The sequence below is a fragment of the Streptomyces sp. NPDC002181 genome (assembly GCF_042890485.1).
Lineage (GTDB): Bacteria > Actinomycetota > Actinomycetes > Streptomycetales > Streptomycetaceae > Streptomyces.
Window position 1 is genome coordinate 649,755 of sequence record NZ_JBIASC010000003.1, and the last position, 26,786, is coordinate 676,540.

Consider the following 26,786-nt stretch of genomic DNA (forward strand, 5'->3'; position numbering starts at 1 on the left):
TCCCTCATGCGTACCCACAGCAACTGGACCACCCGCGCCGAGACCCGCGCGGACGTCCCGGCCGTCCGCGCCGTCAACCTCGCCGCGTTCGAGACCCCGCTCGAAGCCGACCTCGTCGACGCACTGCGCGCCGACTCCGCCTGGATCGACGGCCTGTCGATCGTCTCCGTCGACGGCGACGGCCGGCCCGTCGGCCACGCGCTGCTCACCCGCTGCCACATCGGCGACACCCGCGCCCTGTGCCTGGCCCCCGTCGCCGTACTGCCCGAATACCAGAAGACCGGAGCCGGATCCGCCGCGATCCGCGCTGCCCTGCGTGCCGCCGAGGACATGGGCGAGCGCTACGTCACCGTCCTCGGACACCCGGCGTACTACCCGCGGTTCGGCTTCACCCGGGCTTCGGCCCACGGCATCCGCCTGAGCATCGAGGTCCCGGACGAGGCCATGATGGCCCTCGCGCTCGACGAGGCCCATCCGCTGCCGAGCGGCACCGTCCGCTACGCGGCCCCGTTCGGGATCTGACCACCCGCCCCACCCGGGTGAGGCCCACCACCCCTCACCCGGGACCGGGGCACGGACGAGGGGTGGTGACCGCGCGGATCAGCCGACGCCGAGGTCGGCGCGCATCACGGCGCGGAGCTCCTGGCCGCGGTTCCAGAGCTCCTGCAGCTCGTCGTGTATCTCCTGGAACGAGCCGCCCGGCACCGGGTGTCCCTCCTCCAGCCGCTTCGTCCGGCCGTACGCCTCGGACAGCGCCGTGGTCATGGTGTCCAGTTCGTCCATCACCGCGGTGGAGGCGATCATCTGCGCCTCGGCGAAGGCCGCGTGGTGCGCGTGCCGGGCGGCCTCCACGGCCTGCCGCCCTTCGGGGGTGACCTCCGCCTTCTCCACCAGCCACAGGTAGTTCATCAGCTCGATCCGGTAGCGGCGGTAGGCGGCGTTGGCCGCGACGTAGCACTCGCGCCGCCGGTCCTCCTCGGCGAGCTGCTGCTGGTGGAGCCGCTGGGCTTGGTCCGTCCGCTGCTGGCGCTCGAACTGCTCCGCCTGGGTACGGGCCGTCAGGCGCTGGGACAGGAGGGGCGCGAGGAGCGTGCCGATCACGCCGACACTGGCGGCGGCCAGCGCGATCAGAGCTGTGCCCACCATGCCTCCAGGTGATTCGGGACGGTCCTGCGCCGCGGCCGGCGACCGGCTGCGGCCAATGTAACCGTCCCTGCTAGAAGGCCGAGTGGGTGAACCAGAGGGCGAGCAGGTCCTGGTCGCCGAGCAGGTCGAAGGCGTCACCGCGGCGGTCCAGGCGGCCGTAGAGGAGCAGGAGCAGGTCCTCGGCCGTTCCCCGTACGGTGGCGTCCGCCGCGCGGCCCCCGGCGTCCCCGGCGTCTTCGGCGATCAGCGCGAAGCCGTCCGGGCGCAGGCCGATCAGCCAGTCGCCGTCGCCGTCCGTGCAGCTGAAGCGGATGGCCTGGCCGGGAGCGCGAAGCCCGGCGGTCAGCGGTGCGAACGAGGACGCGAACGGCAGGTTGGTCAGGAACTCGTCGATGCCGTCGACCGCCAGCGGGCGGTCGATGTGCGGGGAGATCCCGAGGGCGAGTTCCGCGTCGGCCCGGTGGACGAGGGTTTCGAAGAGCATGCGCCGGACCCAGAACCGGGCGTGCTGGTCGACTCCCCAGGCCCACATCGGTGCGTCCAGGTCGGTGGCGGCGAACACCTCGGCGGCCTCCGCCGCGCTCGCGGCCAGCCAGTCCGGGAGGCCGTCGGTCTCCTGCGGCAGGCGCAGGTCCACGTCACGGCTGGTCGGCGGCTGCTGGACGCGCCGGCGCAGCAGCTCGGTGAACCAGCGGTGGACGCTGCCGACGTGCCGGGTGAGGTCCGCGAGGGTCCAGCCGGGGCAGGTCGGCACCGGGGCGGAGAGGTCCGCCGCCTTGACGGTGGCGACGAATCCGGCCGCCTCGGCGGCGACGGCCGCGGTGTGCTGGGCGGGGTTCATGGGTGGGCCCTTCATCCGGTGCTGCTGCGGCTGCCGCTGCCCGTGGAGTGGGTGCTTGAGGATATGGATGATTGACATGCTTAAGTAATGCTGACGGTAATTCGCGAGCCGGGCGGATGTCAACTTCCCGCCGGCCGCGATCACGCGGGACCCATTGGGCACGTGAGTTCTGAACCCTCTCCCGAGATCCGACGTTTCCTGTGTAGGGAGCCTCCCTGGCGCCGTCGTACCGAGAGGGGATTCACCGTGACAGGTCAGGTTGTCCGACGCGGTCGGAGCGTGATCGAGGCCGATGCCCCGGCGGTCCTGCCCGGACTGTCCGCACCGGCCTGCCGGGACGCCGATCCGGCCCTGTTCTTCCCGGCGTACGGCGTGCCGCTCAGCCACGCCCAGATCACGGCCGCCAAGGAGCTGTGCGCCGGCTGCCCCGTACGTGAGGAATGCCTGGCGATGGCCGTCCGCTCGGACGAGGGCGACGGCATCTGGGGCGGCACCACACCGCTTGAGCGGCGCCGGATGAGGCTGCAACTGGCGCGCATGCGCCAGGGTGCGGACCTGGCCCGGGCCGTGGTGTCGGGGGAGGAGCCGCAGGTGCTCCAGGCCCAGCGGCCCGCCGTGGTGCACAGCCTGTTCCGTATGGGCTGGAACGCCGAACGCATCGGCTGCGCACTGGCGATGACGTCCAGCCAGGTGGCACAGGCCCGGGCCATGGCGGCCAGGGCCCACGCGTTCCTCGCCCTCATGGAGCGGCACCACCCCAAGGGCTGCGCCTGACCGGATCAGTCCTTGACGATCGTCCAGGGGCGCATCAGGTCGTCGTCCTCGTGTTCGAGGGGCCGGTCCCTGGTCACGTCGATGGTCGGCCCCAGGTAGCCCATGCCGATCGCGTTGCCGTGGTCGTGCGGGTTCTTGGCCCAGTAGCCCCAGACGTGGGCCGGACCGAGATCCCGGTGGAAGCGCCACGAGCCCTGGCGCATCGTGACGTCGTAGTAGTCGGCGCCCGGGTAGGCGGACAGGTCCGGGACGGCCGTCACCGGAGTGGGCAGCGGGTCGACGAACTTCGTCAGGGGCGGGGTGTGCGTCGGCGTGGTGTCGTCGGCGGGCGCCGACCCGTGACGGTGACCGGGAGCGGGATCGCCCGATGCGCGTGCCGGAGTTCCCAGAGCTCCTTGGGAAAGCGTGACCGCACCCCCCGCGGCGCCGGCCATGAGGATCTTCCTTCGCTCGACCACGGTCTCCAGCCTTCCCTCGCCGCACGTGACGTTCCAGCCATGCAGAGCCGGTTCGGAGTCGGACTCCAGCACGCCGGTAGGGTTCGTCAAGGCCACTCGTTCCGCCGATTTGTCGCCAATTCATTGGAATAGGAATGAAATCCGATGATCGGGCGCGAGTGTGGACCGGCCGGTAGCCGAACGGCCCCTCGGAACGTGTCGCCGCCGCCGTCACCGGCCCCGGCGTGGAACCGTTTCCGCATGACTGAAGGATCGGCACCTCACCTGTCCCCGGCACGGATCACCGTACTGGGCGTCCAACCCGGCAATCCGCCCTTTCGCATCGTGGAGGTGGACGGAGAGTTCGTCGGCAGGGCGATGTCGATGACGGACGTGCTGCTGATCGCCGCGGAGGCGGGGGTCCCGATCCACGACCTCGACGACCTGGACGTGGTGCGCTGGGTCGGCGGCGGCAAGTTCACCTGGACCCCGCACTAGGGGGTGTCCCCCCAGGTCCTCCCCAGGTCCTCCCCTCGGACGCGGCCTGCCGGGAGACTGGTCCGCACGTCGGACGGCGGGCATCCCGGCACGGGACGGGCATGGAGGCGGTGGAGCGATGGGCGCGCGGTACGTCGCGGACCTGATCGGTGCGTTCGAGCGCCACGCGGGGCGGCCCGCCATCGGGGCCGGGCCCCTCGTCATGGGGTTCTCCGAGGTCCTGGCCGACACCTACCGGCTGGCCGGCGTCCTTGCCGAACTGGGGGTGGGGCGCGGGGCGGGTCTGGCCTGCGTGACCGACGGCAACCGGCCCGAGGCTCTGTTGGTGCGGCTCGCGGCCCATGTGCGGGGCGCGCGGCTGACCCAGGTGGTCGTCGGTCCGGCCACCCACGGCCTGGACTTCATGCTGCGCGACTGCGCACCGGTGCTGGTGGTGCACGACACCCCGGTTCCGGACACGGGGGCCGCGCGCATCGGGCTGGCGGAGCTCATGCGGCTCGCCCGCGAGCGGGCGGGCGGGCCCGTGCCCGTGCACGCCCGTGAGGACGACGTGGCGCGCGTGACGTACACCGGCGGTACGACGGGCAGGCCCAAGGGGGTGGCCTCCACGTTCGCCGCGATGGCGGGCCGGACCGATACGCGAGGCCCGGGCGGCGGCCCGCGCGAGTCGGTCTACCTGTCGGTCACCTCGCTGGCGCAGCGCTCCGGGGGCCGGTGCCTGGAGCACCTTCGCGAGGGCGGCCGGGTGGAGATCCTCGACCCCTTCGCCCCGGGGGAGTTCGCCGCCGCCTGCCGCCGCCTGGCGCCCGTGTCCACCTACCTCACGCCCCCGCTGGTGTACCGGCTGCTGGACGATCCGGCGACCGCCGACGGCGTACCGGGTCTGGCCCGGGTGTCGTACGGCAACTCCCCCGTCCACCCGCAGCGGCTGCGGCAGGCGCTGACCCGCTGGGGTGCGCGGCCGCGGTGGCGGCAGGGCTACGGGATGAACGAAGCCGGCGTGATCTGCAGGCTGTCGGCGGCCGATCACGACGCGGGCATGAGCGGCCGGCCGCACCTCCTGGGGTCCGTCGGCCGCCCCGCCCCCGGTGTGGAGGTACGGCTGCGGGACGAGAGCGGGGCGGAGCCGGGGCCGGGTCGTACCGGGGAGGTGTGGGTGCGGTCCGAGATGGTGATGGCCGGCTACTGGAATCAGCCCCGCCTGACGGCCGAGGTGCTGCGGGACGGATGGCTCAGGACCGGGGACCTCGGCCACTTCGACTCCGATGGCTACCTCTACCTCGACGACCGGGTGAAGGACGTGGTGATCGTGGACGGGGTGAACATCTACTGCGGTCCGGTCGAGGCGGCCCTCACCCGGCACCCGGCGGTGGCCGATGCGGCGGTGGTGGGCAGGAGCAGCGATCGGACCGGCGAGGAGCTGTGCGCGTTCCTGGTGGCTGCGCCGGGTCACGCCCCCACGAGCGCGGCGGCCGCCGAGGCCTGCCTGCTCGTGGCCGGGGCGCTGGCTCCGGCCCACCGGCCGACCGCCGTCTTCTGGGAGACGTCCCTTCCCCTCACCGACCGGGGCAAGCCGGACAAGCGCCTGCTCCGCGCACGAGCCGCCGGATCGGCGGTGACGGATCCGCGGTGACGGATCCGCGGATCGACCCCGCGGCACCGCCCCCCGGCCCGGTGCCCGTCCGGCTCCGGATGCGGATCACGGCGGATGCCGGGATGCTTGATGCGCCAGCATTTTCAAGGAGGCCGTAATGTCGATGCTCGACAAGCTCAAGGGCATGCTCAAGGGCCATGAGGACGTGGCCCGACAAGGGGTCGACAAGGCCGGCGACGCGTTCGACGCGAAGACCGGCAACAAGTACCAGAGCCAGGTCGACACGGCCCAGCAGAAGCTCAACGAGCAGCTGGGAACCGACAGGCCCCAGGACACCCCGCCGCAGCCCTGACCCCTTGCGGGCGCCCCGGCACGGCCGGCCGCAAGCCGCCCGAGCCGTACGGCCCGGCCCTCCCTGCCCGGAGCGCCGGGCCGTGTGCGTGCTCGTCGAGCGGCCCGGCGCGGAGCGGGCGCCGCGGTATCAGGCGGACTGGGCTCCGGAGCCTCGGCCGCCGGCCAGGGTGCGGTCGAGGAGGGGGAGCAGGCGGTCCCAGTGGCGGCGCGCGGCGGCCGGGTCGTAGGCCTCCGTGTCGGACATGGTGAAGCCGTGGACGGTGCCGGGGTAGATCTCGATGGAGTGGGCTGCACCCGCCGCGTCCAGGGCCCGGCCCAGTTCGATGATGCCCTCGGGCGACAAATCGTTCTCGGCCAGGCCGAGGTGGACCTCGGCGGTGAGCTTGGCGACGAGGCGGTGCGGGCTGTCGGGCGCCTCGGTGACCAGGGGGCCGGGGTGGAATCCGGCCGCGGCGGCCACCCGGCCGGGATGGGCGGCCGCCGTACGCATCGCCAGGACGGCGCCCATGCAGTAGCCGATCACACCGACCGGTCCGGGGCTGACCTCGGGCTGGGCGGTCAGGAACCCGAGGTAGGCGTCGGCGTCGCTGAGGGCGCGTTCGGTCGTGTGCGCCCGGATCAAGGGCATCAACTCGGCGAAGACCGCGGGCCGCATCTCCGACGTGATGCGCTCGGGAAGTTCGATCACCGGTGCCGGGCCGTGCCGGTAGAAGAGGTTGGGGACGAGCACGTAGTACCCGTGCCCGGCCACATCGCGGGCCCTCGCCTCCAGTTCGGGCCGCAGGCCGATGGCGTCCATGTACAGGAGCACCCCCGGGTGCCGCTCGCCGTCGTCGGGGAAGGCGGCGAAGGAGTCGGCCTGGCCGTCCGCGGTGGGGATCTGTAACGTCTTGGTGGGCATGATGGATCTTCCTTCCTCGGATGGGTGCCAGTAGATCACTGGGCGCGGCGTCGGAAACAGTTCCTCGCCGGCACGGGAGGGACGCACAGGTGGGCGCGAGCGCGGGCACGGCCGGTCGGGGAGTCGAGATGACCCGGGTGGGTGGTCGGTGGCGGGTGACCCGGCCGTGGCCCGACCGGTTGCGCCCGTACGTGCACAGCTATGCCGGCTACTGGGAGGCGGGGGCCACGCCCTATCGCGTGCGGCTGGTTCCCACGGGCCGGGCGGTCGTGGTCATCAGCCTGGGGGAGCCGTTCACCCAGGTGCGCCGTCTGGGGGACGCGAGCCCGAACATCCAGGTGACCGGTTCGCTCGTGGCGGGTCTGGAGGACGGGCCACGGATGTGTGACCATCCCGGCGGTCAGGAGGCGATCCGGCTCGAACTGACCCCGCTGGGCGCCTACCGGCTGTTCGCCTTGCCGATGAGCGAGTTGACCAACCGGGTGGTCGGGCTCGGCGACGTCCTCGGACCGGAGGCCGGCATGCTGGCGGAGCGACTGGCGGCCACCGCCGACTGGGGAGCCCGCTTCGACCTGCTGGACATCGCCTTGTCGGCCCGGATCGAACGCGGCCCGGATGCCGCGCCCGAGGTGAGGCACGCCTGGCGCCTGCTCGTACGCGCCGGCGGGGCGATCCCGGTCGGCCGGATCGCGGCCGAAGTGGGCTGGAGCCAGGGCCACTTGGTGCGGCGGTTCACCGAGCAGGTGGGCCTGACGCCCAAGACGTCCGCGCGCGTGCTGCGCTTCCACCGGGCCATGAGGCTGCTCACGCGCGAGGGCTCGAACCTCACCGAGGTGACGGCCGCCTGCGGCTTCTACGACCAGGCGCACCTCAGCCGCGAGTTCCGCGCCCTGGCCGAGACCACCCCGGGCCAGATGGCCGCCGCCCGCATGGCGGAGGGAGCGCTCGCCCTGTGAGGGGCGAGGTCAAATTTGTCCAAGCCAGTGCGTGAGCGCGTCGCTAGTGTCTCGGTTCGTAGTTGATCACGAACCGGGCCCGGGGCGCCCCGCCGCAAGAAGACGGGTCTTCGCCCGGCGGCCGGGGCGGACCCGGGCAGCGGTGGACCCGTACGGACTTGGGAGCTCTCGATGGAAGACCTGCTGCGCATCCTCGTGGCCGGCGCGCTCAGCGGAGGATTGATCGGTCTGGCGGGAGCCCTCGGCCGAAACCGCCGCAGGCGCCGCGAGAACGGTGGGTCCGACCGCCGCTGACCCGGCGCGGTCGGGCGCTGACCACGCCGCGGACGTCGCCGACCACGGGGGTGTCGGCGACATCCGGCGTCATCGTCCGGTGTCCGGCGTCAGTTCTTCTCGTACGTGCCGAAGATGTCGACGATCAGATCGGTCGGTTCCCAGCCCCGGTTCCAGATGTCGATGACACCGCTGGTGCCGGTGCTCGCCTGGACCAGGTTGGAGACGGTGGCGCCCTTCGTCCAGTTCAGGACCGAGGAGTCCGGCGGGGTCGGCCGGACCGCCTTGCCGGCGATGCGGTCGTCGAGGCTGCTGGGGTCCGGGGCGACCGCGAGGTGCCCGCTGCCCTGCGGGTTGGTCACCGTGAGGTTGAGGACGACGGCCTCCAGTGCCCTGCCGCTCGTCCACATGGTCTCGTAGTGGTAGTCCTGGCCGGCGAGCGGCCAGGTGCCGGTCCGCGAGTCGAACCTGCGCTCGGGCTCCATCGGCAGGTAGGCGGCCTTGCCGTCGGCGCTGTAGTAGCCGGTGACGTCCACGATCACATCGGCCGGGTCCCAGGCGCCGTTGCGGATGTTGATCTTGCCGTCCGGTCCGACCGGCACGATCACCGCGTTGGCGACCGTCTGCCCCGCGGTGAAGTTCACGCTCGACGTGGACGGCGCCTGCTGACCGCTCGGGAACGCGGTCAGGTGGCCGGAGCCCTTGGGCCCGGTGGCGGTGATGTTGATGGCCACGGCCGTGACGCCGGCGGCGGGCAGCCCGCCCTGGCCGGCCACCTGGACGCCGAAGGTGGTCCGACCGGCGACCTGGCCCGCGGCCGTGCCCAGTCCGGCGCGGGTGTCGACGAGCCGGGACGGCTTGACCGAGGTGTATCCGCTCGCGGCGGAGCGGGCGAAGTAGCCCGTCACGTCGGCGATCAGATCCACCGGGCCCTCGCTGCGGTTGACCAGCTCGACGTACCCGTCCTCGCCGACCGGCACGATCGCCAGGTTGGGCACCGTCTGTCCCGCCGTGAAGTTGACGTTCGAGGTGGTCGGCTGCTTCTTGCCGGAGGCGTACGCGATGACGTGTCCGCCCGAGGAGGCGTTGGTGGCGGTGATGTTGAGGGCCACGGCGGTCACGCCGGCCGGGATGCCGCCGTTGCCGGCGATCTTCACCCGGGTCGTGCCGTAGGGGGCGACGGCGCGGCCGGCCGAGGTGCCGGTGCCGGTGCCGTCACGGGTGTCGAGCAGCCGGGCGGGTGCGTGCGGGGTGAACTCGGAGCCGTCCAGGACGATGTCCTCGGTGGTGGTCGCGCTCACCTTGTGGTATGTGTCGGTGGCCGTGATCGTGATCTTGTGGGCGCCGACCTTGGCGTACCTGTGGTCCACGTACACGTTGTTGCCGGCCATGCCGTATTCGCGGTCGATGGTGCCGTCGCCCCAGTCGATGTCGTAAGCGACGAAGCTGTTGGCGAAGTCGGTGCTGGCGGAGGTCGCCAGCCCCACGCTGTGCGCGTTGGAGTTGACCGCACCCATGAACACGTCGAAGTACTCGCCCTGCTGTGCGCGTGCCGTCGCGGCGGAGCCGGCCGTCGCGTCGGCCTTGGCCTTCGCCTGCTTCGCGGCGAGGTCCTTGACGGCGGCGGACTTCGCCGCGGCGTCCTTCGCGGAACCGGCCGCGGGGGCCGGTGAGGCGGCGGTCGCGGCCCGGCCGGGGTCGGCGGACGGTCCGGCCGCCTGTGCCGTGACGGGTACGAAACCGACGGCTGCCGCGGCGACGGCGGCGGAGATCATGACGCGGTGACGGTACACCGGCCCCCCAATTTGTTGAATGAGTTCAAAAAGTCATGATCAGATTACACGAGGCCGGAGGGCCGCTCCTGGGTCGCGGGGAGCCAGCCGGGGCGGTCGAGGAACGCGAGTACGGCCCGCTTCTCGGGGAGGTAGATCTCCGGGAGGTCGATTTCGGGCAGCGTGATCTCGCCCTGACGGACGAAGCCGATCCGGCCCAGCAGGGCGATCGCCTTCTCGTTGCGGGCGTCGGGCTCGCCGACGACGCGCAGGACGGCCGGGTCGCGGAAGGCGAAGCGGAGGAGCGAGGTGATGAGGGTCCGGCTGAAGCCGGGGCGGGGCCGGTCGGTGATCGGCGCGAGCATGAGGTGGACGCCGATGTCGCCCTCCCGCACCTCATAGCACTCGCTGACCCGGTCCTCCTCCGGCTGGTACGCCTGGAAGAGCGCCACCGGCTCGCCGTCGAGCCGGACCAGGTACGCGTGATGGGTGTCCCGGCGGTCCACGTCCTCGTAGATCTCCTGCACCAACTCCCGGCTGCAGCCGTTCATGCCCCAGAATTCGGCGCGCTCCTCGGCGACCCAGGCGTGCAGTACGGCCGAATCGGCCGCGGGGTCGACGGGGGTGAAGCGGACGGTGCCGAAGTCTTCGACCGTCTCGGTGAAGACGTCGGCGCGAGGGGTGGTGGCGAGGACGGTGGACTCGGGTCTCATGCGGCTGTCGTTTCCTTCGTGATGGCGGGTCCGGCCGCGGTGGGCGCACCGGACCCGCAAGCTCGTTAGGTTAGGCTGGCCTAAGTGTAGGTCCTGATTGGCTCGATGCAGTACAGGGCGGTGGCGCAAAAAGGTCGGCCGCTCGGCCGCCCCGGTGTCGTGGTGCGGGACTCCCGCCGATCAGCCCGCCGGGCCGTCGTGCTGCCGTCGCACCATTTCGGAGATCCGGGTGGGTGTGTACGGGGACGTGCAACCCGGGGACGTCGGGCAGTCCTTGAGCACCTCCGGGCGCTCGCCGGCGGCGATCGCCCGGGCGCGGTGCTCCGCGTGCTCGATGCCGATCAGGGTCGGGCGGTGGTTCACCGCCCATTGCGGGCGGTCCGGCGCTTCCTTCGTGTCCGCCTCGATGACGTCGAGCGGCCCGGCGAGGTCCAGACCCCTCGCCGCGGTGTCCTCCGTGCCCCAGAGCCCGCGGGCGAGTTCCCGCTGCGTCTTCGGCAGCTTGGCGAGCGCGCGCAGCTTGCCGAGGTTCAGCCCATGGCCGGAATTGGTCCCATCCTGGGCGGCCGCGGAGAAGGTGGCCGAACTCCTGCGAAATCCGACTGCCGTTCGTCTGGCGTATCCGCCACCGTCACGTCAGGCTCCCTCTCCGGTAGTCCCGGCACGCTGTTCTGAGTGCGCTCCAGCACTCCTCGATCAAAAGCAGAGGTCACTCTCGCCATGGCAGAACTGAACCGCCGCCGTTTCCTCCAGCTCACCGGCGGCGCCGCCGCCCTGACCCTGCTCAACGAGAGCATCGCCCGCGCCGCCGCCATCCCCGCGCAGGGGACGACCGGGACGATCGCCGATGTCGAGCACGTCGTCGTACTGATGCAGGAGAATCGTTCCTTCGACCACTACTTCGGTGCGCTCCGCGGCATCCGCGGCTTCGGCGACCCGCGCCCGGTGACCCTGCCCAGCGGCAAGTCCGTATGGCACCAGACCGACAACGCCGGCAAGGAGACACTGCCGTTCCGGCCGCCGTCCGACGACCTCGGCATGGAATACCTCCAGGGCCTCAACCACGACTGGGCGGGCGGCCAGAGCGCCTTCAACAAGGGCAAGTACGACAACTGGGTCCCCGCCAAGACGCCGGCCACCATGGCCCACCTGACGCGCGAGGACATCCCGTTCCACTACGCGCTCGCCGACGCGTTCACCATCTGCGACGCCTACCACTGTTCGTTCATCGGCTCGACCGACCCGAACCGCTACTACCTCTGGTCGGGCCACACCGGCAACGACGGCAAGGGAGGCGGCCCGGTCCTCAACAACGCCGAGGCCGGCTACGGCTGGACCACCTACCCCGAGCGCCTGGAGCAGGCAGGCGTGTCCTGGAAGGTGTACCAGGACGTCGGCGACGGCCTCGACGCCGCCGGTTCCTGGGGCTGGATCAACGACGCCTTCCGCGGCAATTACGGCGACAACTCGCTGCTCTACTTCAACAACTACCGCAATGCCCAGCCCGGCAACCCGCTGTACGAAAAGGCCCGCACCGGCACCGACGCCCGGACCGGCGAGGGCTACTTCGACAAGCTGCGCGCCGACGTCGCCGCCGGCACCCTGCCCCAGGTCTCCTGGATCGCGGCCCCCGAGGCGTTCAGCGAGCACTCCAACTGGCCGGCCAACTTCGGCGCCTGGTACATCGCGCAGGTGCTGGACGCGCTGACGTCCAACCCCGACGTGTGGGCCCGTACCGCGCTGTTCATCACGTACGACGAGAACGACGGCTTCTTCGACCACGTCGTGCCGCCGTACGCCCCGGCCAACGCCAACCAGGGCCTGTCGACCGTGTCCACCACGCTCGACGTCTTCCCCGGCAAGGCCGGCTACGTCGCCGGCCCGTACGGTCTGGGCCCGCGCGTCCCGATGCTCGTCGTCTCGCCCTGGAGCACCGGTGGCTACTCCTGCTCCGAGACCTTCGACCACACCTCGGTCATCCGCTTCATGGAGAAGCGCTTCGGCGTGCAGGAGCCCAACATCTCGCCCTGGCGCCGTGCCGTCTGCGGTGACCTGACCTCCGCCTTCGACTTCGCGCGCAAGGACACCGACACGGTCCGGCTGCCCGACACCGGTCCGTGGGAGCCGCAGGACCGCGAGCGCCACCCCAACTTCCTGGCCACCCCGCCGGCCGTGGGGACGATGCCGCTCCAGGAGAAGGGCCTGTGCAACACCCGGCCGCTGAAGTACGCCCCGTACGTGGACGGCGCCGCACTCACCGGCGAGGGCAAGTTCCGGCTGACGTTCAGCGGCGGCCCGGACCTGGGCGCGCAGTTCTACATCACCTCCGCCAACCGGACCGACGCCCCCTGGACGTACACGACCGAGGCCGGCAAGTCGGTCTCGGACACCTGGAACACCGTCTACTCGGCCGGTGTCACGGACCTGACCGTCCACGGCCCCAACGGCTTCCTGCGCGGCTTCCGCAACCCCGGCACCACCGCCGGGCCCGAGGTCACGGCGCGCCACAACGCCACCACGGGGAACTTGGACCTCACCCTCACCAACGCGGGCGCCTCGACCGCGACGCTGACGGTCACCAACGCCTACGGTGGCGGGCCGAAGCGCCTCACGGTCGCCAAGGGTGCCACCACCACGTACAGCGTTCCGCTGCGGAGCACGCGGCGCTGGTACGACGTGACGGTCACCGCGTCCGAGTTCCCGGACTTCCGCCGCCGCTTCGCCGGCAAGGTCGAGACCGGCGCGGCCGGCCTGTCGGACCCGGGCATCCTGACGGAGCAGGGCGGCTCCTGACCGCCCGGCCCCGACGGCCCCGCTCCGCGGAACCCTCCGCGGAGCGGGGCCGCTCGCGGTCCGCGCTCATGCCCCGCGGGCGGCCTGGGGGCGGGCGGCGGTCATGCCCCGCGGGCGGCCATGGTGCGGGCTGCGGTCTTCTCCAGGTGCGCGCCGAACGCCGCGGCCGGGTCCTCGACGCCGAGCCGGTGCAGGGCGACCATCGCGGTCACCAGTACGTCGCACACCTCCGCCTCCACGTCCCGCCACGAATGGGACAGGCCCTTGCGGGGGTTGGTGCCGGTGGCGCCGATGACGGCCTGGGCGGCCTCGCCGAACTCCTCCCCGATCTTGAGTACTTGCAGAATCCGGCGCTGCTCGGCAGGGACATGGGCCGCGGCTTCGTCGAGGAAGGCGGCCACCTCCCCGGTGATGGCCCAGGCGTTCCCGTCCACAGTGGTTCCCTTTCGTCCGGCTGTCGTCCGTTCTCAGTCACATGAACGAATGGGATGACGTTCCGGATGCTCTCCTATCGGATCAGGGCGAACGCACCGGCCGCGACGGCCCCGCCCACCGCGGCGCCCGCGAGGACCTGGGCCGGGGTGTGGTCCGCCAGTTCCACCCTGGACCAGCCGACGACGGCGATCAGGGGACAGGCGAGGAGGACCAGGGGCCCGTAGGTCATGGCGAGCAGCGCGACGCTTCCGCAGGAGACGGCGGCGTGCACGCTGATCTTCCAGGCGGGGGTCACGGCGAGGAGGGCGACGAGGGTGGCCAGCATGGCCGATGTCAGCGCGATCATGGTGCGGGGGGCGCCGAAGGCCCAGAGCGCCGTGATGCCGATGGCCACCGAGCCGGTGATGAAGGTCATCACGACGATGCGCTGCCGCCGCCGGCCGACGTGCCGGTCGGCCCAGCGCCCGCGGCGGATGCCGTACTTGATGAAGGCCAGCGGTATGACGGCGGTGAACAGGCAGCCGAGCAGACCCCATCCGATCCCGGCGAGGCGGCCGGTGTGCCAGCCCGTGAGGAGGGTGTCGGCGATGATCCACGTTTTGGGATCGAGTCCGTCGGTGATCAGCCGGGCGGCCCGCGACTCGGGGGGCTGATCGGTGGCGGCCGGGGTCGGGGTCGCAGCCGGGGTCGCAGTCGCGTTCGTACGCGTACCTGTTCCTGTGCTCGTGCGCGTCACGTCGTGGCCTCCGGGCGGTTCGTGGTGAGGAAGTCGCCGGCCACGGGGAGGGGCGGAACGGGACGAGTCCGATGATCCTCTCAAGACGAGCGCCGTCCCACCACCGTCAGGGGCCGACTCCGGCCCGGGGGACGACCGTCCTCCCGGCGCGCCCGATCCGGTGCCGCATCACTTCGGAGGGGCGGGTTCGGTGCTCCTGCGTTCGTCCTCCCGCGCCTGCCAGGCGGCCGAGTCGATCCGCGAGCGGTACGCCTCCTCGGGCTCCGACCTGTCCAGGTGCACCGTCCACGCCCACAGGACGACCGCCGCCAGCAGGAAGGAGCCCGCCATGGCCAGGACCCCTTCGACCTCTTCGGACGCGGAGTCCGCGTCCGGCCCGAAGAAGGCGGGAGGACCATCGACGATCATGCTCACCCACCAGGCGAGGGCCCCGTTGAACCCGAGGAGGGCCAGCCAGTACAGGGCCCGCACGGCGTGCGCCGCGCCGCCGCGCAGCGGGCGCAGCAGGAGCAGGCGCCGCAGCTTCCCCGGTCCTCCGCGCTGGTGGCGCGCCGCGGCCTCGAAGCTGCGCACCGACTCGTAGCACTCGTCGAGCCAGAGGCCGGGCTCAGGGTCGGGGGCCCCGGTAGGAGCCAGCCTCTTGGCCTCGATCCAGCCGGTGATGAACTGGACCTCCATCTGCGCCTTCTCCAGCCTCCTGCGGTAGTGGTGGTCGGCGCTCCGGGCTTCGCGCCGGTCCCTGACGACGAGGCCGACCGCGCCCACCAGGCCGGTGATCACCGGCACGAGGAACGGCGCGAACGACACCAGGGAATCCAGACCAGGCACCGGCAATGCCTCCTCATCCGACCCGGCCTCGGCTGGGGGCCTCCCTCCAGCCTTGCACCTCCCACGGCGCGCGCACCGCTCCGTACGGCCGTTCGGGTGGCCGCCCCGTCCTGCGGTGGCTGCTGAGGCGGCCGACGCGGAGCACCGTCCGCTCCGCCGGCCCCGGTGGAGCGGGCGGTGGGGACCGGCCGCGAAGTTGGGTACCCTCGCGGTTGGCTTCGGGGCTTCGGCGGGCTGAACTGCCGTGACAGGGGATGGATTTTCATGAGCGCACCTTCTTCCGACCTTTTCCAGCCGCTCAGGCCCGAGGACCCGGCCGCGGTGGGCGGTTACCGGCTGGCCGCCGTGCTGGGGGCGGGCGGCATGGGCAAGGTGTACCTCTCCTACACGCCGGGCGGTCGGCCCATCGCCCTCAAGGTGATCCGGCCCGAGTTCAGTGAAGACCCCGAGTTCCGGCGGCGCTTCCAGCAGGAAGTGCGGGCGGCGCAGCGGGTGCAGGGCCTCTACACCGCGCCCGTCATCGACTTCGACACCGAAGGCTCCCAGCCCTGGCTGGCCACGGCCTACGTACCGGGCCCCTCCCTCGCGCACGCCGTGGCCGGGTACGGCCGGCTGCCGCTGCGCAGCGTGCTGTTGCTGGCCGTCGGGGTGGCCGAGGCGCTGCACGTCATCCACGGCGCGGGCATCGTCCACCGCGATCTGAAGCCCGCGAACGTGCTCCTCGCCGGTGACGGCCCCCGCGTGATCGACTTCGGCATCGCCCGCGCGGCGGACGCCACTTCGCTGACCGGCAGCGGCGTCAGCGTCGGCACCCCCGCGTTCATGGCTCCCGAGCAGGCCTCCGCGGGCACGGTCACCGCGAGCACGGACATCTTCGCCCTCGGCCAGATCGTGGCGTACGCGGCGATCGGCGCGCCCGCCTACGGAGAGGGGTCCTCGCACGCGGTGCTGTACCGCATCGTGCACGAGGACCCGGACCTCAGTGCGCTGCCGGAGGAGTTGCGGCCCCTGGTGACGCGGTGCCTCAGCCGCGATCCGGCGGACCGGCCCACCCTCACCGAGGTCATCCAGATGTGCCACGACCTCGCCCCCTCCCCGCTGCGCCAGGGCGAGGACTGGCTGCCCCGGGCCGTGGCCGGCTCCATCACCGAGCGACTCCGGCTGCCCGAACCGGCGAAGACCCCGCCGCCGCAGCCCGCCGTGGCCCCGACGCCGACCGAGGTCTCCGCGCAGCCCCCGGCGCAGGGTGTGTCCCCGTACGCGCCGACCGGTCTCGGCGTGGCCGCCGCGCCGACGCAGAGCGCCCCCGCGGCTCCTCCCCACGCGCCGGCCGGTCCCGCCGCTCCGGGCGTGCCGCCCGGGTACCCGACGCCCCCGCCCGGCTACCCGTCGCAGCCCGGATACCAGACCCCTCCGCCCGGATACCGGACCCCTCCGCCCGGATACCCCACCCAGCCGGTGCACCAGACGCCGCCGCCCGGATACGTGCAGGGCTACAACACCCCGGCGCCCGGCCACCACCCCGGCTATCCGCCCCCCGCACAGCAGCGCAAGTCGAAGGGACCGCTCATCGCCGGAATCGTCGTCGCAGCGGTGATCGGCCTCGCGGTCCTCGGTTCCCTGCTGCCGGACGGCTCCGGCGGCAAGGACAAGGGCAGTGGCAGCTCGTCCTCGGCCGGCGCGAGTGGGGGCAGCGGGACCCCGAGCGGCGGTTCCCAGAACAAGGGCGGGAAGCCGGCCGATCCCACGCCGGCCTCGTACAAGGGCATCAACCTGACGGCCAACTACCAGATCATGCTGGCCGACAATCCGCCGCGCCCCGGAACCGGCGGCAACGCCGGGGTGCTCTACAACCACGGCGACGTCTACTTCTACCTCGACACCCTCTTCGGGGACACGAAGCTCGGGACCGACAACGGCAAGCTGGTCGTGTTGAACAACTCACAGAAGGGCTCGCTGGAGACCTGCCGCGCGGAAACCCGGTACACCGAGAAGATCGGCCTCGACCAGCTCACGGACGGGTCGGAGATCTGCGTGCTCAGTGACGCCGGCCACATCGCGGTGCTGACGTACCGCGGCAAGTCCGGGGAGAAGGACCCGAGCACGTACATCACGCTCGACCTCACCGTCTGGCGCAACGCCGAGGAGCCGAAGAAGGGGAGCTGAGGCGGGAAGGTCCAGCAGTTTATGAATTGGACAAATCGCTCATTCCCGTCATTTAACTCAGTCATCAACATATGCCTTTTGAGGGTGTGTCAGTCGCAAACGGCCGGGGCATAATCGGCCCCGGTCGTATCCGGAAGCAGTGGAGCCATCGGGAACCCGACCGACCTCCCAGGCGGATTCCCGCACCGGACCGATCCTCAAGGCGCTGTAGATGTCCCTGGCCAGCCGCACTCGCCTCGCGGCCCTGCTCGCGGCGGTCTCCGTCGGTGTGGCCGGCGTCACGGCCTGGGCCCACGGACACGGGAACGAGCGCGAGCCGGCGGCCGCCGAAGCGGTCGTCCGGGCGAGCGTGACCGAGGGCTCGACCCTCCAGGTCGTGGCCCACCCCGACGACGACCTGTTCTTCATGAACCCCGACCTGAGCCGCTCGATATCGGCGGGCATCAAGGTCACCACCGTCTACCTCACCTCCGGCGAGTCCGACGGCCGCAACGAGGCCCACAGCCCGCACCTGGACGACGCGGCCGGCCCCGCCGACCGCGCCGCCTACGCGGAGGCCCGGCAGAACGGCATACGGGGCGCCTACGCGCAGATGGCGACGGGTGACCGCACCAGCGCCTGGCAGCGCAGGTCCGTACCCACGGCCGGCGGGGGCAGCGCGGAGGTGGACGTCCTCGTCGCCCGGCCCGAGGTCAACCTGGTGTGGATGCAGCTGCGCGAGGCCCGCAGCATCTCCCTGGACAATCCGGACAGCCTGCGCGGCCTGTGGGACGGCCGAATACCCGCCCTCGGCGCCCAGCTGACCTCCGGGACGCCGGTCAAGCAGCCGTTCTCGTACACGAAGGACCAGGCGGTGGCCGCCATCGCGGACGTGTTCGCGCAGTACGAGCCGACGACGATACGGACGCAGGACCCGACCCCCGGAAAAGCCGGGACCGGGGCCTTCCTCGACCACCAGGACCACATGTACGGCGCCCGCTTCGTCCAGGCCGCCGCCGAACGCTACGCACAGGCCACCGACCGGCCGCACTTCTCGGTCCAGAACTACATGAGCTACCAGAACAGCTCACTGCCGCCGACGCTCGACCGGCAGACCGCCGAGGAAAAGCTCGGCTACCTCAAGACGTACGCCTGGACGGACCACGACGACTGGTGCGGCAGCCCGGCGGGCTGCGGTGACCGCAAGACCGCGACCAGGCCCACCGGCGCAGGATGGAACCAGACCATCCGCTACAGCCGGGGCGACGGCACCTCCTGGATGACCGAGGGCGCCGCCGGACGGCTGTGGGCCTTCGCCGCGCTGGACGGCCGGATGGCGTACTGGTCGCGCAGCGGCCCGAAGGCCCCCTGGCAAGGCCCCCGGTTCCTCGCCGGTACGGGCATCGACGCCGGGGCGAGCACGGTCCGGCTCCCGGACGGCCGCATCGCGGTGTTCGCGACCCGCACCACGCTCGGCACCACCCCCCGGGACTACGGCCGCGCCCTCGTGTACTGCGTCCAGGACAAGGCCGACGGTGCCTTCGGCCCCTGGCAGTCACTGGGAACCCCCGACCCCGACACCGCGGACGCCTCCGTCACCTCGGCGATCGGCGCACCGGCCGCCGCCGTGGATCCGGCGGGCCGCATGACGGTGTACGTACGCGACTCCCGGCGTACGCTGCGCGCCCGGACCCAGACGGCCCCGGACGGCGCCTTCGGCGCATGGCAGTCCCTCGGCGGCGCCGGCCTCTTCGGCGATCCGGTCACCGCGACCGACGGGTCGGGGCGGCGGCACGTGTACGCGGCGACGGCCGGCTCCGTACTGGCCTGGGTCCAGCCGGCGCCGGACGCCCCCTTGGCCGGCGCCTTCGCGACCGGGCTGCCGCAGACCACGGGCATGCTCTCGGTGCGCCCGGAGGGCGAGGGCGTCCGCGTGTTCTTCCGCCGGCCCGGCACCGGCACCGTGGGTACGAGCCTGGCCACCGCGGGCGGGCCCGCGCCGGAGTTCTCCCCGGTCGCCGAGGCAGGCGGCCCCGGCGGCTACGGCGGGGTGGGCGTCGCGGGCCCGCTGCTCGCCGGCCGCACGGGCTCGGGCACGGTCGGCGTGGCGGGCGCCGGCGGCCCGGAGTCCTGGCAGGAGTCCCGGATGCTGTACACGGGCGCGCCGGCGGGGGTGGCCGACCGGTCCGGTACGGCCGTCGCGGCGGCCCTCGGCCTCGACGCCGACCTGCACATCGTCACGCCGGCCGCGCCGGCCGGCACCCAGCCGCCCGGCGACCGCGTCCCCGCCCCGTGGCACCGGGCCGTCCAGCCCCCGATGCTCGCGCAGGCGCGCGAGCGCTAGGCATTGTCTTTCGGATCATGCCGGGCAGCCCGGGCCCGCCATGATCCGAAAGACACGGCCTAGCGTTCGCCCCGGAAACGCGACGGCGGCGTGGGGAGGCCCCTGTCGTCGAGCGCCACCAGGGCGAGGACGGTGATCGAACCGGTCCAGGCCAGGGGCGCCACCGATGACGGCCTGCCGGCCCGGTCCACCTTCTCCGGCAGCTCCCCGAGCGAGTTCCGCTTGGCGAGCACCCAGTCCAGGACCTGCCGCGCCTTCGCCGGCCGTCCCGTACCGGCCCACGCGAGGGCGAAGAACGAGGTGCTGGGCGTCCAGGCGTTCCCGCCCCAGGGCGCCGCCGGATCGTTTCCCGGGGTCAGACCCCCGTTGGGCAGCAGCAGGGCCTTGTACGAGGTGTCCAGCGCCCGCGGCAGGTCGGCCGGAGCGGCGTTGAAGGGCGGAGCCATGAAGGCGACCGCGCTGTCGTACCCGTGGCGCCCGTCGACGGTGCGCTGATAGCCCAGTGGCGCGAACTTCCGGGCTATCGCCGAGGAGAGCCGCTTGGCCGCGCCGGACCAGCGCGCCGCGTCGCCCGGCCGGTTCAGCTCCCCGGCGAGGTCCGCGGAGGAGTTGAGCCCGGCGAGCAGGGGCGCGGCCGTACCGATGTTCGGCGTGGTCGTCATCAGCTCCCAGTAGTCCGGGGAGGCCGGAGGCAGTCCGTCTGCGCGGAGCGAGGCCGCCGCGTGGTCGGCCGCCTTGCGGATCATCGGATACAGGGTGGCCAGCCGGGCCTGGCGGGTGGCCCGCGGCGCCGTCCGGTACCAGTGCCACGCGGCCCAGGGGACCCAGCCGTTGGCGTCGAGCTGCCACCGCCTGCCGTCCGGCGGCCCGGATCCGTCGAGTTTCGTCCGAGCCTCCCAGGTGCCGTCCCCGCGCTGGGTCGCGGCGCTGTAGCGCAGGATCCGGTACGCCTCGGCCTCGTGGCCGGTGTGCGCGAACGCGGCGCAGGCGAAGCTGGAGTCGCGGGGCCAGGAGTACATCCAGGCGGGGGACCAGCCCGCGGCCATGGCACCGTTCGGCCGGAGCAGGGCGCGCATGGTCAGCAGGGCCCGCTCGGCCGCCGCGCGCTGCGCGGGCGAAGCCCCGGGGACCCGGCCTCCCGCCAGCCAGGCACCGCTCTCGGCTATCTGCTTCCGGGCTCCCGGATCCTCGGCGGCCACGATCGCCGCCGCCGCCCGGCCACCGGGGAGGTACTTCCAGCGGCCGGACGGCAACCGCAGTACGTTGCTCCGCGCCACGTACCTCGTGCCCTCGGCCAGGGACTGCGGGATTCCCTCGGTCGAGGCGGCGTTGGTGAGGAGGCCGACCGGGGGAGCGGCATCGTCGGTGCGCCGGTCGGCGGGACCCGCGGCGCACACGGAAAGGGTCACGGACACCACGGCCGTCGTGATGACCGTGCAGCGTATGAGCAGGCCAGCCGACATCACGGCTCCCTCCGTCCGGCATCCGCGCGTGCGGCGCCCGGAATTCCCATCCTGCGGGCGGCGCGGGGAGCCCGCCACGACACACCCGCCACTCGGGTGACCCCGGGTGCCGGTGGGCGAGGCACCGTGCACATTGGTGTGACCGGCCCCTGCGAAGGAATGGTGGATGAGTACTACTTCGACGGAGCGCGAGGGCGCGGGTGAGGGCGGGGACGGGGGCGGGGGCGGGGGCGCGGGGCCGGGCGCGGGCCCCGGCACGGACGCCACCGCCCGACCGGGCCGGGCGGGGGGCCGCGCGATCCTCGGCCGGCTGCTCGTGGCCGCGGTGGTCACCCTCGTGGCGGTGGCCGGAGCGCTCGTCGCCGTCGGATGCTTCCTCGGGCTCTACGTGCGGCCCACGTCCGACGACTGGTGCGCCGCCTGGAAATCCCGCGACCTGGGAGTCCTCGGCATCACGTCCGACTTCTACTCCACCCAGAACGGGCGCGTCGCCAATGCCTTCCTGAGCGGGGTCGTCTACGGCGACGGGTTCGCCGGAATCAAGATCCTGCCCACCGCCATCGTCGTCACCTTCACGGCCGGCCTTGTCCTGCTCGGGTGCGCGTTCGTCCGGCTCCTCGGCGCGAGACCCCGGGCGACGACGGTGATGGCCGTCACCGCCTGCGCCCTGTCCGTCCAGGCGCTGGTCTATTACGCCGGCACCCGCAGCTACCAGGTGCTGCTGTGGGCCCCGGCCACCATCTCCCACACCATCCCGAGCGTCATCGGGGTGTGGGCGCTCCTGCTGGGCATCCGGACCGTGCGCGAGCCCCGTGCCCCCGTACGCGCGGCGGGCTTCGCCGCCGCGTTCGTCATCGCGTTCGCGCTCGGCACCATGAGCGAGCCGTTCGCCCTCGTCAGCGGCCTGCTCGCGGTCTGCGCCGGTCTGTCGGCCCTGCCCCGCCTCAAACTGGCGCGCACCTGGCGTACGTTCACCTGGTGCGCGATCTGGTGCTCCGGACTCGTCTGCGGCCTGATCCTGCTCTACACCTCCCCCGGTGCCCGGTGGCGCCGTGCCCAGCAGCCGGCCGGGCACTCGATGCTCTCCCCGGGCGAACTCAAGGGCACCTTCCGGGACTGGCTCCACATGTGGGACGCCGTCACGGGCCAGTGGGCCTACCTCGCCGCCGCGGCCGTCGGCGTCCTCCTCGGCCTGGGGGCGGGGTTCCGCGGCCCCGCGCTCGCGCAATGGATGAGGCGCCGGGCAGACGTACCCCGCCCGGTGCTCGTGGCCGTGCTGCTGCTGCCCGTGCCGGTGGTGGTGCTGGGATCCTTCGCCGTGGTGCTGGGCCTGCGCAGCGGCTACGGTCCGAGCGGGTGGACGTACGCCCGTACGTGGACGAACTACCTCGTGCCGATGGAACTGGCCCTGTGCGCCTACGGAGTCCTGCTGGGGGGCTGGGCCAGACAGTTCCTCGCACGCCGGGGCCGTGCCCCGGCGGCCGTGTCGGCTGCCGTCGTGACGGCCGGCGCACTGACGCTGGCCACGCTGGCCTCGCTCGTCCCGAACCTCCAGCAGCTCACCACCGCCACGGTCAGCCGCTCGGTGGCCTGGGACGCACAGAACGCGCGCCTGCGCGGCGAGGCGGCGCGCGGCAACACCGACCTCGGGTACCGGCCCCTGTACATCGACAGCCTGGCCGAGCCCTTCTTCACCTCCGACTACGGGCGGGACTGGGTCGCCGGCTGCATGTCGAAGTGGTACGGCGTCACCCGCATCCACCGCCTCTGAGGGCGGTGCGCGCCCACGGCCGGGCGGATGAGACGTCCGGCACCGGGACCGGCCGCTACGCCGACCTGCCGGTGTGCGCGAGGATCTCGGCCACCGCGGTGTCCCAGACCTCGGGCGGCGGCATCTGGTGGCCCATGCCGGCGAGCGGGACCAGCCGCGCGCCCGGGACCTCCCGGGCGAGGGCCTCGGCGTGGCCGTACGGGAAGAGGGGGTCCGCGGTGCCGTGCAGGACCAGCGTCGGGGCGGCGATCGAGCCGAGCCGGCCGCGTACGGGCGGACCGCCCCCGATCAACCAGTGGTTGCCGGCGGCGGCGGGGACGGGACTGCGGTCGAAGGCCCGCCCGGCGGTCCGCCGCAGGCGGTCCTCGTCGACCGGGATGGTTCCGGCGAACGTGCGCTCGGCCGCGAGGAAGTAGTCGACGACCGCCTCGCGGTCGGTCCAGTCCGGCGCCTCGCCGGGCTCCGCGAACACCTTCGCCAGCGCATCGCTCATGGGCGGCAGGCCCGGTCGCCCGGGTCCGCCGGGTTCCCCGGGCCCGCCCGGACTCGTGGAGATCAGCGTGAGCGTCGCCACCCGCCGCGGGAACTCGACGCCGAGCCGCTGGGCGATGCCGCCGCCCATCGAGATGCCCACGACGTGCGCGGCGCCGATCCCGAGCGCGTCCAGGACGCCGACCGCGTCGCCGACCAGGTCCGCCTGCGTGTAGGCGGGGGCCCCGACCGGCCAGGTCGTGGAGCGCCCGGTGTCCCGGGTGTCGTACCGCACCACGTAGCGGCCGCCGTCCGCCAGCCTGGCCACGAACTCCTCGTCCCACCAGTCCATCGTCGCCTCGGCCCCGGAGACCAGCAGGACGGCCGGCGCGGCAGGGTCCCCGAACGCCTGGACCGCCAGGTCCACTCCGTTCACGTGCAGCGTCTGCTCCGGCGTCCGCATGACCCACCTCCGCGACTCGTCCGGCCTGCCCTCCCTTGCCCCCGACACCGGGACGGGTGCGGGGACGGGCCGGCGGGGCGGGACACCCCGCCGGCTCCCGACCGTACTCAGATCACCGGACTGCCGAACCAACGACTCGCGGCCCGCTCGAACGCGTCAGGATCAGGGTGGCGATCACCCGCCCAGGCGACCACGCCGTCGGGACGGACGAGCACGGCACCCAGCCCGAGGTCGTCCCCCGCGGTCCCGGCCGCGTACCGTATCCGGCCCTCCCAGCCCATCGCCGGAGCGTGCAGGCGCCGGTCGGTGCTGAAATCGAGCACGACGCCCCGCCCGTCCTCCATCAGATCGCCGAGGCGAGTGCCGTCCTCCAGACGGAATTCCGGGGCGCTGGCGCCGACCAGCGGGTGCTCGCCGCCCAGGTCGTAGCGGATCCACGCCCCCGACAGCCTCTCGACCACGTAGGTGGTTCCGTCGCGGGTCCCGATGAGATCACGCACCACCGCCTGGACCGCCTGGGCGTGCGGGTTCGGATTCATGACCGTCACCTGTGCCCGCGACCAGTCGAGCACCGCCGCGCCGATCGGATGGCGCTCGTCGGCGTACGTGTCGAGAAGTCCCTCCGGAGCGTGCCCCCGCACGGTCGCGGAGAGCTTCCAGCCCAGGTTCATGGCGTCGCCCAGGCCGGTGTTGAGCCCCTGACCGCCCAGGGGGGAGTGGATGTGAGCGGCGTCGCCCGCGAGCAGGACGCGTCCCTGCCGGTACGCCGTCGTCTGCATCGCCCGGTCGGTGAAGCTCGAAGCGGTGCGGACCTCGTCCAGTGTCACGTCCGTGCCGGACACGCGGCGCAGGACCGCCTGGAGATGATCCCGGCTCGGCCGCCGCGAGCGGTCGAACGCACCGCCGTCGAAGTCCATCATGCCGATGTACCCCGCGTCGGGCATCCGGATGTACATGCCCGTCGGCGTCAGGTTGAACCCGGGGCGCAGCTCATCGACGCCCGCGATGGTGGCGTGCATGACGTAGCCGGTGAACTGCGGCTCGGTGCCGACGAATTCGAAACCCGCGAGCCTGCGCACCGTACTGCGTCCGCCGTCGCAGCCGACGAGCCAGCGCGCCTCGTATGCGTCCGGGCCGGCGTGCGCGGTCACCCCCTCACGGCTCTGGGCGACGGCCGTGACGGTCACACCGCGCCTGATCTCCACGCCCAGCTTCGCCGCCCGCTCCGACAGCACCGCCTCGACCGCTTCGAGGTACGTCCTCACGGATTGGATGCCCGGGCTGGGAAGCCGGTACGGGAGGGCGTCGACATCCACCTTGGCCCCGTCGAGCATCATGCCGGCGAAATGGCCGCCGAAACGGGGGCGCGGCGGCTCGTCCCCCTCGGTCTGCGCACCGAAGAAGTCGTCCTGGGCGCCCGACGCCGTCAGCAGGGGGTTCAACAATCCGCGCCGGTAGAACGCCTCGACCGACGCGGCGGACAGGCCCCGCATCCCGAGCGGGGCCGCCTTCAGCGGGGAACCGGTCCCCGGCTCCCGCTCCAGCACCAGGACGGAACAGCCTGCGAGACCGAGCTCGCAGGCGAGGGACAGACCGACCGGGCCGGCTCCCACGATCACTACGTCGTGCACGAGAGATCCCCTTCGTAAGCTCCCCACCGGATGGGCACCCGGCAGGACCACTCGAAAGGTGTCAGCCCCCGCCGACACGGGACCGACAGCGCCTACACGCCCCCGACAGACCGCCGACGGGCCGCCGACACTTCGGATCCGCCCATGGAAGTCCCGCGCGGGCGGGGGAGCCGAGACACCCCCTAGCCCGCGAGGCCCGACCGGGCCCGGGCCCGGTCGCGGAACCAGGCGACCGCTCCCACCAGCACCGCCACCCCCACTCCGTACAGGGGCAGCCACAGGGTGGTCGTGGCCGCCAGGCACTCGGCGACGGCCTTGCGGGCCTCGTCCTGCTGTACGTAGGCCAGTGCCACGCCGTCATTGCCGGCCAGGTTCCCCAGGGCGGCCTCCACCTGGAGGGCCTCGTACCTTCCCCGCAACACGCACTGGCTCCGCGTGGCCGGCATCGGGAAAAGCCAGGCCCGGCGCTGGAGCAGCGGAGCGAGCGCGACCGCCACGCACAGGCCGACGACGAGCGCGTACGCGACCAGGCCGCGCAGGTACGGAGAGCGGAGTTCCGGCGTCCACTGCGCCCGCCGCTGGAAGGCCAGCATCACCGCGAGGAGCGTCACCCCGATGAACGTGGCGAACCACTGCCACGAGCCCTGGGCGAGCGCGAACGTCAGCACCGCCGCCAGCCCGATGCCGATGACCCCGGGTGCGGGAACGGCGTCGCCGGCCGCGGGGGGCGGCGGCCTGGTGGTCAGTCGGGGGCTGGGATCACTCACAGGCCACTCCTGCAGGCGGGAGACACCACCATGGGCCGCGGCCGGCCGCGGTCGCGGGCCGCCATGCCGTACGGGTCCCGCGCCCCGCCCGTATGGCCCCGGCCCGCAGGGCGGCGCCCGAGAGGCGTCGGGCGGTCCTGTCGGTGCACGCTGGAAGGGAAGACCCCGCCGGGCGCCCGGCCCGGCGCCGTTCCCGTACGGCTCGGGCTTCCGGGGGGCGCGGGCCGCGGGACGATCGCGGAAAGCAGGTGCGTCCCATGCGCACGTCGACCCGCATCGCCGGTGTGCTCACCGGCCTGACCCTCGCGCTCGGCGGCACTCTCGCCGTTCCCGCCGCTCAGGCGGACATCCCGGCCTGCACCCAGATGGCCGCCCAGGCGGGTGCCACCGACACCTCCGGCCTCTCATCAGCGTGCCAGCGCGGCGTGAGCGGCGACCTCGAAGGCTGCGTCTCCGGACTGACCACGGCCGGAGTGGCGGGCGGCGCCGCGACCGGCGCCTGCCGGATGGCGGCGCACGAACCCCGCTAGGCCATCGGCACTGGCAAGCGTGACAGCCGGACCGGCCGAATGCCGGGCGGCCGGCCGGCGGGACGCTGCTGAAGGCGTTGCGGCGGGCGGTGCGGAAAGCGGCGTTCGAGGCACCCGTTTCCTTCGGTTCGCGTTGAAAGTGGCCTGGCA

Annotated in this window: 25 protein-coding genes and 1 pseudogene; 12 read left to right on the top strand and 14 right to left on the bottom strand. The window is 72.7% G+C overall.

The window, feature by feature from the left end:
* Positions 1-6: 6 nt before the first annotated feature.
* Positions 7-522 carry a GNAT family N-acetyltransferase gene (locus ACFYXV_RS12295; RefSeq protein ID WP_389382815.1) on the top strand — a complete coding sequence of 172 codons (516 nt, stop codon included), beginning with the start codon at positions 7-9 and terminating at the stop codon, positions 520-522.
* 78 nt (positions 523-600) lie between these two features.
* On the opposite strand, the gene ACFYXV_RS12300 is transcribed toward ACFYXV_RS12295, so the two are convergent.
* Together ACFYXV_RS12300 and ACFYXV_RS12305 are read right to left on the bottom strand one after the other, a co-directional pair.
* Positions 601-1,146, bottom strand: coding sequence for a hypothetical protein (locus ACFYXV_RS12300; RefSeq protein ID WP_385474821.1), 546 nt, complete (start codon positions 1,144-1,146; stop codon positions 601-603).
* Positions 1,147-1,216: 70 nt separating this feature from the next.
* The gene (locus ACFYXV_RS12305; protein ID WP_389382816.1) at positions 1,217-1,987 is read right to left on the bottom strand and encodes a maleylpyruvate isomerase family mycothiol-dependent enzyme; all 771 of its coding nucleotides are present in this window, start codon (positions 1,985-1,987) and stop codon (positions 1,217-1,219) included.
* A 279-nt stretch (positions 1,988-2,266) separates the two neighbouring features.
* Here ACFYXV_RS12305 and ACFYXV_RS12310 point away from each other — a divergent pair, with 279 nt between their 5' ends.
* Positions 2,267-2,761: a WhiB family transcriptional regulator gene (locus ACFYXV_RS12310; protein WP_385474817.1), complete on the top strand. Its 495-nt coding sequence runs from the start codon at positions 2,267-2,269 to the stop codon at positions 2,759-2,761.
* Positions 2,762-2,766: 5 nt separating this feature from the next.
* Here the strand turns inward: ACFYXV_RS12310 and ACFYXV_RS12315 are convergent, their stop codons facing one another.
* A complete protein-coding gene (locus tag ACFYXV_RS12315; protein ID WP_389382817.1) occupies positions 2,767-3,309 on the bottom strand; it encodes a hypothetical protein in 543 nt (180 codons plus the stop codon).
* A 150-nt stretch (positions 3,310-3,459) separates the two neighbouring features.
* On the opposite strand from ACFYXV_RS12315, the gene ACFYXV_RS12320 reads away from it, so the two are divergent.
* The 3 genes from ACFYXV_RS12320 to ACFYXV_RS12330 all read left to right on the top strand — a co-directional run bounded on the left by ACFYXV_RS12320 (position 3,460) and on the right by ACFYXV_RS12330 (position 5,642).
* Positions 3,460-3,696, top strand: coding sequence for a hypothetical protein (locus ACFYXV_RS12320; protein ID WP_383342308.1), 237 nt, complete (start codon positions 3,460-3,462; stop codon positions 3,694-3,696).
* A 118-nt stretch (positions 3,697-3,814) separates the two neighbouring features.
* A complete protein-coding gene (locus ACFYXV_RS12325; RefSeq protein WP_385474813.1) occupies positions 3,815-5,329 on the top strand; it encodes a class I adenylate-forming enzyme family protein in 1,515 nt (504 codons plus the stop codon).
* Positions 5,330-5,447: 118 nt separating this feature from the next.
* Positions 5,448-5,642 carry an antitoxin gene (locus ACFYXV_RS12330; protein WP_385474811.1) on the top strand — a complete coding sequence of 65 codons (195 nt, stop codon included), beginning with the start codon at positions 5,448-5,450 and terminating at the stop codon, positions 5,640-5,642.
* A gap of 129 nt (positions 5,643-5,771) precedes the next feature.
* On the opposite strand, the gene ACFYXV_RS12335 is transcribed toward ACFYXV_RS12330, so the two are convergent.
* Positions 5,772-6,545 carry a dienelactone hydrolase family protein gene (locus ACFYXV_RS12335; protein WP_389382818.1) on the bottom strand — a complete coding sequence of 258 codons (774 nt, stop codon included), beginning with the start codon at positions 6,543-6,545 and terminating at the stop codon, positions 5,772-5,774.
* Between the two features lie 128 nt (positions 6,546-6,673).
* Between ACFYXV_RS12335 and ACFYXV_RS12340 the strand changes: the two genes are divergently transcribed.
* Positions 6,674-7,501, top strand: a complete 828-nt coding sequence (locus ACFYXV_RS12340) for a helix-turn-helix domain-containing protein (RefSeq protein WP_385474807.1) — start codon at positions 6,674-6,676, stop codon at positions 7,499-7,501.
* Positions 7,502-7,672: 171 nt separating this feature from the next.
* Positions 7,673-7,795: a hypothetical protein gene (locus tag ACFYXV_RS12345; RefSeq protein WP_385474806.1), complete on the top strand. Its 123-nt coding sequence runs from the start codon at positions 7,673-7,675 to the stop codon at positions 7,793-7,795.
* A gap of 89 nt (positions 7,796-7,884) precedes the next feature.
* On the opposite strand, the gene ACFYXV_RS12350 is transcribed toward ACFYXV_RS12345, so the two are convergent.
* The 3 genes and pseudogenes from ACFYXV_RS12350 to ACFYXV_RS12360 form a co-directional block, all read right to left on the bottom strand.
* Entirely contained in the window at positions 7,885-9,549 is a 1,665-nt protein-coding gene (locus ACFYXV_RS12350) for a hypothetical protein (protein WP_385474804.1), read from the bottom strand.
* A gap of 62 nt (positions 9,550-9,611) precedes the next feature.
* Positions 9,612-10,259 carry a GNAT family N-acetyltransferase gene (locus tag ACFYXV_RS12355; protein ID WP_389382819.1) on the bottom strand — a complete coding sequence of 216 codons (648 nt, stop codon included), beginning with the start codon at positions 10,257-10,259 and terminating at the stop codon, positions 9,612-9,614.
* Between the two features lie 180 nt (positions 10,260-10,439).
* A pseudogene (locus ACFYXV_RS12360) lies at positions 10,440-10,888 on the bottom strand (hypothetical protein).
* Between the two features lie 91 nt (positions 10,889-10,979).
* On the opposite strand from ACFYXV_RS12360, the gene ACFYXV_RS12365 reads away from it, so the two are divergent.
* On the top strand, positions 10,980-13,052 hold the full coding sequence (locus ACFYXV_RS12365) for a phosphocholine-specific phospholipase C (RefSeq protein ID WP_385474801.1): 2,073 nt from the start codon (positions 10,980-10,982) through the stop codon (positions 13,050-13,052).
* A gap of 101 nt (positions 13,053-13,153) precedes the next feature.
* On the opposite strand, the gene ACFYXV_RS12370 is transcribed toward ACFYXV_RS12365, so the two are convergent.
* The 3 genes from ACFYXV_RS12370 to ACFYXV_RS12380 all read right to left on the bottom strand — a co-directional run bounded on the left by ACFYXV_RS12370 (position 13,154) and on the right by ACFYXV_RS12380 (position 15,051).
* Positions 13,154-13,486, bottom strand: coding sequence for a MazG-like family protein (locus ACFYXV_RS12370; RefSeq protein WP_385474799.1), 333 nt, complete (start codon positions 13,484-13,486; stop codon positions 13,154-13,156).
* A 74-nt stretch (positions 13,487-13,560) separates the two neighbouring features.
* Complete coding sequence (locus ACFYXV_RS12375; RefSeq protein WP_389382820.1) at positions 13,561-14,223, bottom strand: hypothetical protein; 663 nt, start codon at positions 14,221-14,223, stop codon at positions 13,561-13,563.
* A 168-nt stretch (positions 14,224-14,391) separates the two neighbouring features.
* Positions 14,392-15,051 (bottom strand): hypothetical protein, encoded by a 660-nt coding sequence (locus tag ACFYXV_RS12380; RefSeq protein WP_385474795.1) that lies wholly within the window; start codon positions 15,049-15,051, stop codon positions 14,392-14,394.
* 264 nt (positions 15,052-15,315) lie between these two features.
* Here ACFYXV_RS12380 and ACFYXV_RS12385 point away from each other — a divergent pair, with 264 nt between their 5' ends.
* Entirely contained in the window at positions 15,316-17,217 is a 1,902-nt protein-coding gene (locus tag ACFYXV_RS12385) for a protein kinase (RefSeq protein WP_389382821.1), read from the top strand.
* Positions 17,218-17,428: 211 nt separating this feature from the next.
* Entirely contained in the window at positions 17,429-19,540 is a 2,112-nt protein-coding gene (locus ACFYXV_RS12390; protein ID WP_389382822.1) for a PIG-L family deacetylase, read from the top strand.
* 59 nt (positions 19,541-19,599) lie between these two features.
* Here the strand turns inward: ACFYXV_RS12390 and ACFYXV_RS12395 are convergent, their stop codons facing one another.
* Positions 19,600-21,003 (bottom strand): hypothetical protein, encoded by a 1,404-nt coding sequence (locus ACFYXV_RS12395; RefSeq protein ID WP_389382823.1) that lies wholly within the window; start codon positions 21,001-21,003, stop codon positions 19,600-19,602.
* Positions 21,004-21,169: 166 nt separating this feature from the next.
* Between ACFYXV_RS12395 and ACFYXV_RS12400 the strand changes: the two genes are divergently transcribed.
* Positions 21,170-22,774, top strand: coding sequence for a hypothetical protein (locus ACFYXV_RS12400; RefSeq protein ID WP_389382824.1), 1,605 nt, complete (start codon positions 21,170-21,172; stop codon positions 22,772-22,774).
* A 55-nt stretch (positions 22,775-22,829) separates the two neighbouring features.
* Here ACFYXV_RS12400 and ACFYXV_RS12405 read toward each other — a convergent pair whose 3' ends face one another.
* From ACFYXV_RS12405 to ACFYXV_RS12415, 3 genes are all read right to left on the bottom strand, one after another.
* Positions 22,830-23,708 (bottom strand): alpha/beta fold hydrolase, encoded by an 879-nt coding sequence (locus ACFYXV_RS12405; RefSeq protein ID WP_389382825.1) that lies wholly within the window; start codon positions 23,706-23,708, stop codon positions 22,830-22,832.
* Positions 23,709-23,815: 107 nt separating this feature from the next.
* Positions 23,816-25,339: an FAD-dependent oxidoreductase gene (locus tag ACFYXV_RS12410; RefSeq protein WP_389382826.1), complete on the bottom strand. Its 1,524-nt coding sequence runs from the start codon at positions 25,337-25,339 to the stop codon at positions 23,816-23,818.
* 182 nt (positions 25,340-25,521) lie between these two features.
* Positions 25,522-26,106 carry a hypothetical protein gene (locus ACFYXV_RS12415; protein WP_389382827.1) on the bottom strand — a complete coding sequence of 195 codons (585 nt, stop codon included), beginning with the start codon at positions 26,104-26,106 and terminating at the stop codon, positions 25,522-25,524.
* 257 nt (positions 26,107-26,363) lie between these two features.
* On the opposite strand from ACFYXV_RS12415, the gene ACFYXV_RS12420 reads away from it, so the two are divergent.
* Complete coding sequence (locus ACFYXV_RS12420; RefSeq protein ID WP_385477156.1) at positions 26,364-26,636, top strand: hypothetical protein; 273 nt, start codon at positions 26,364-26,366, stop codon at positions 26,634-26,636.
* Positions 26,637-26,786 lie beyond the last annotated feature (150 nt).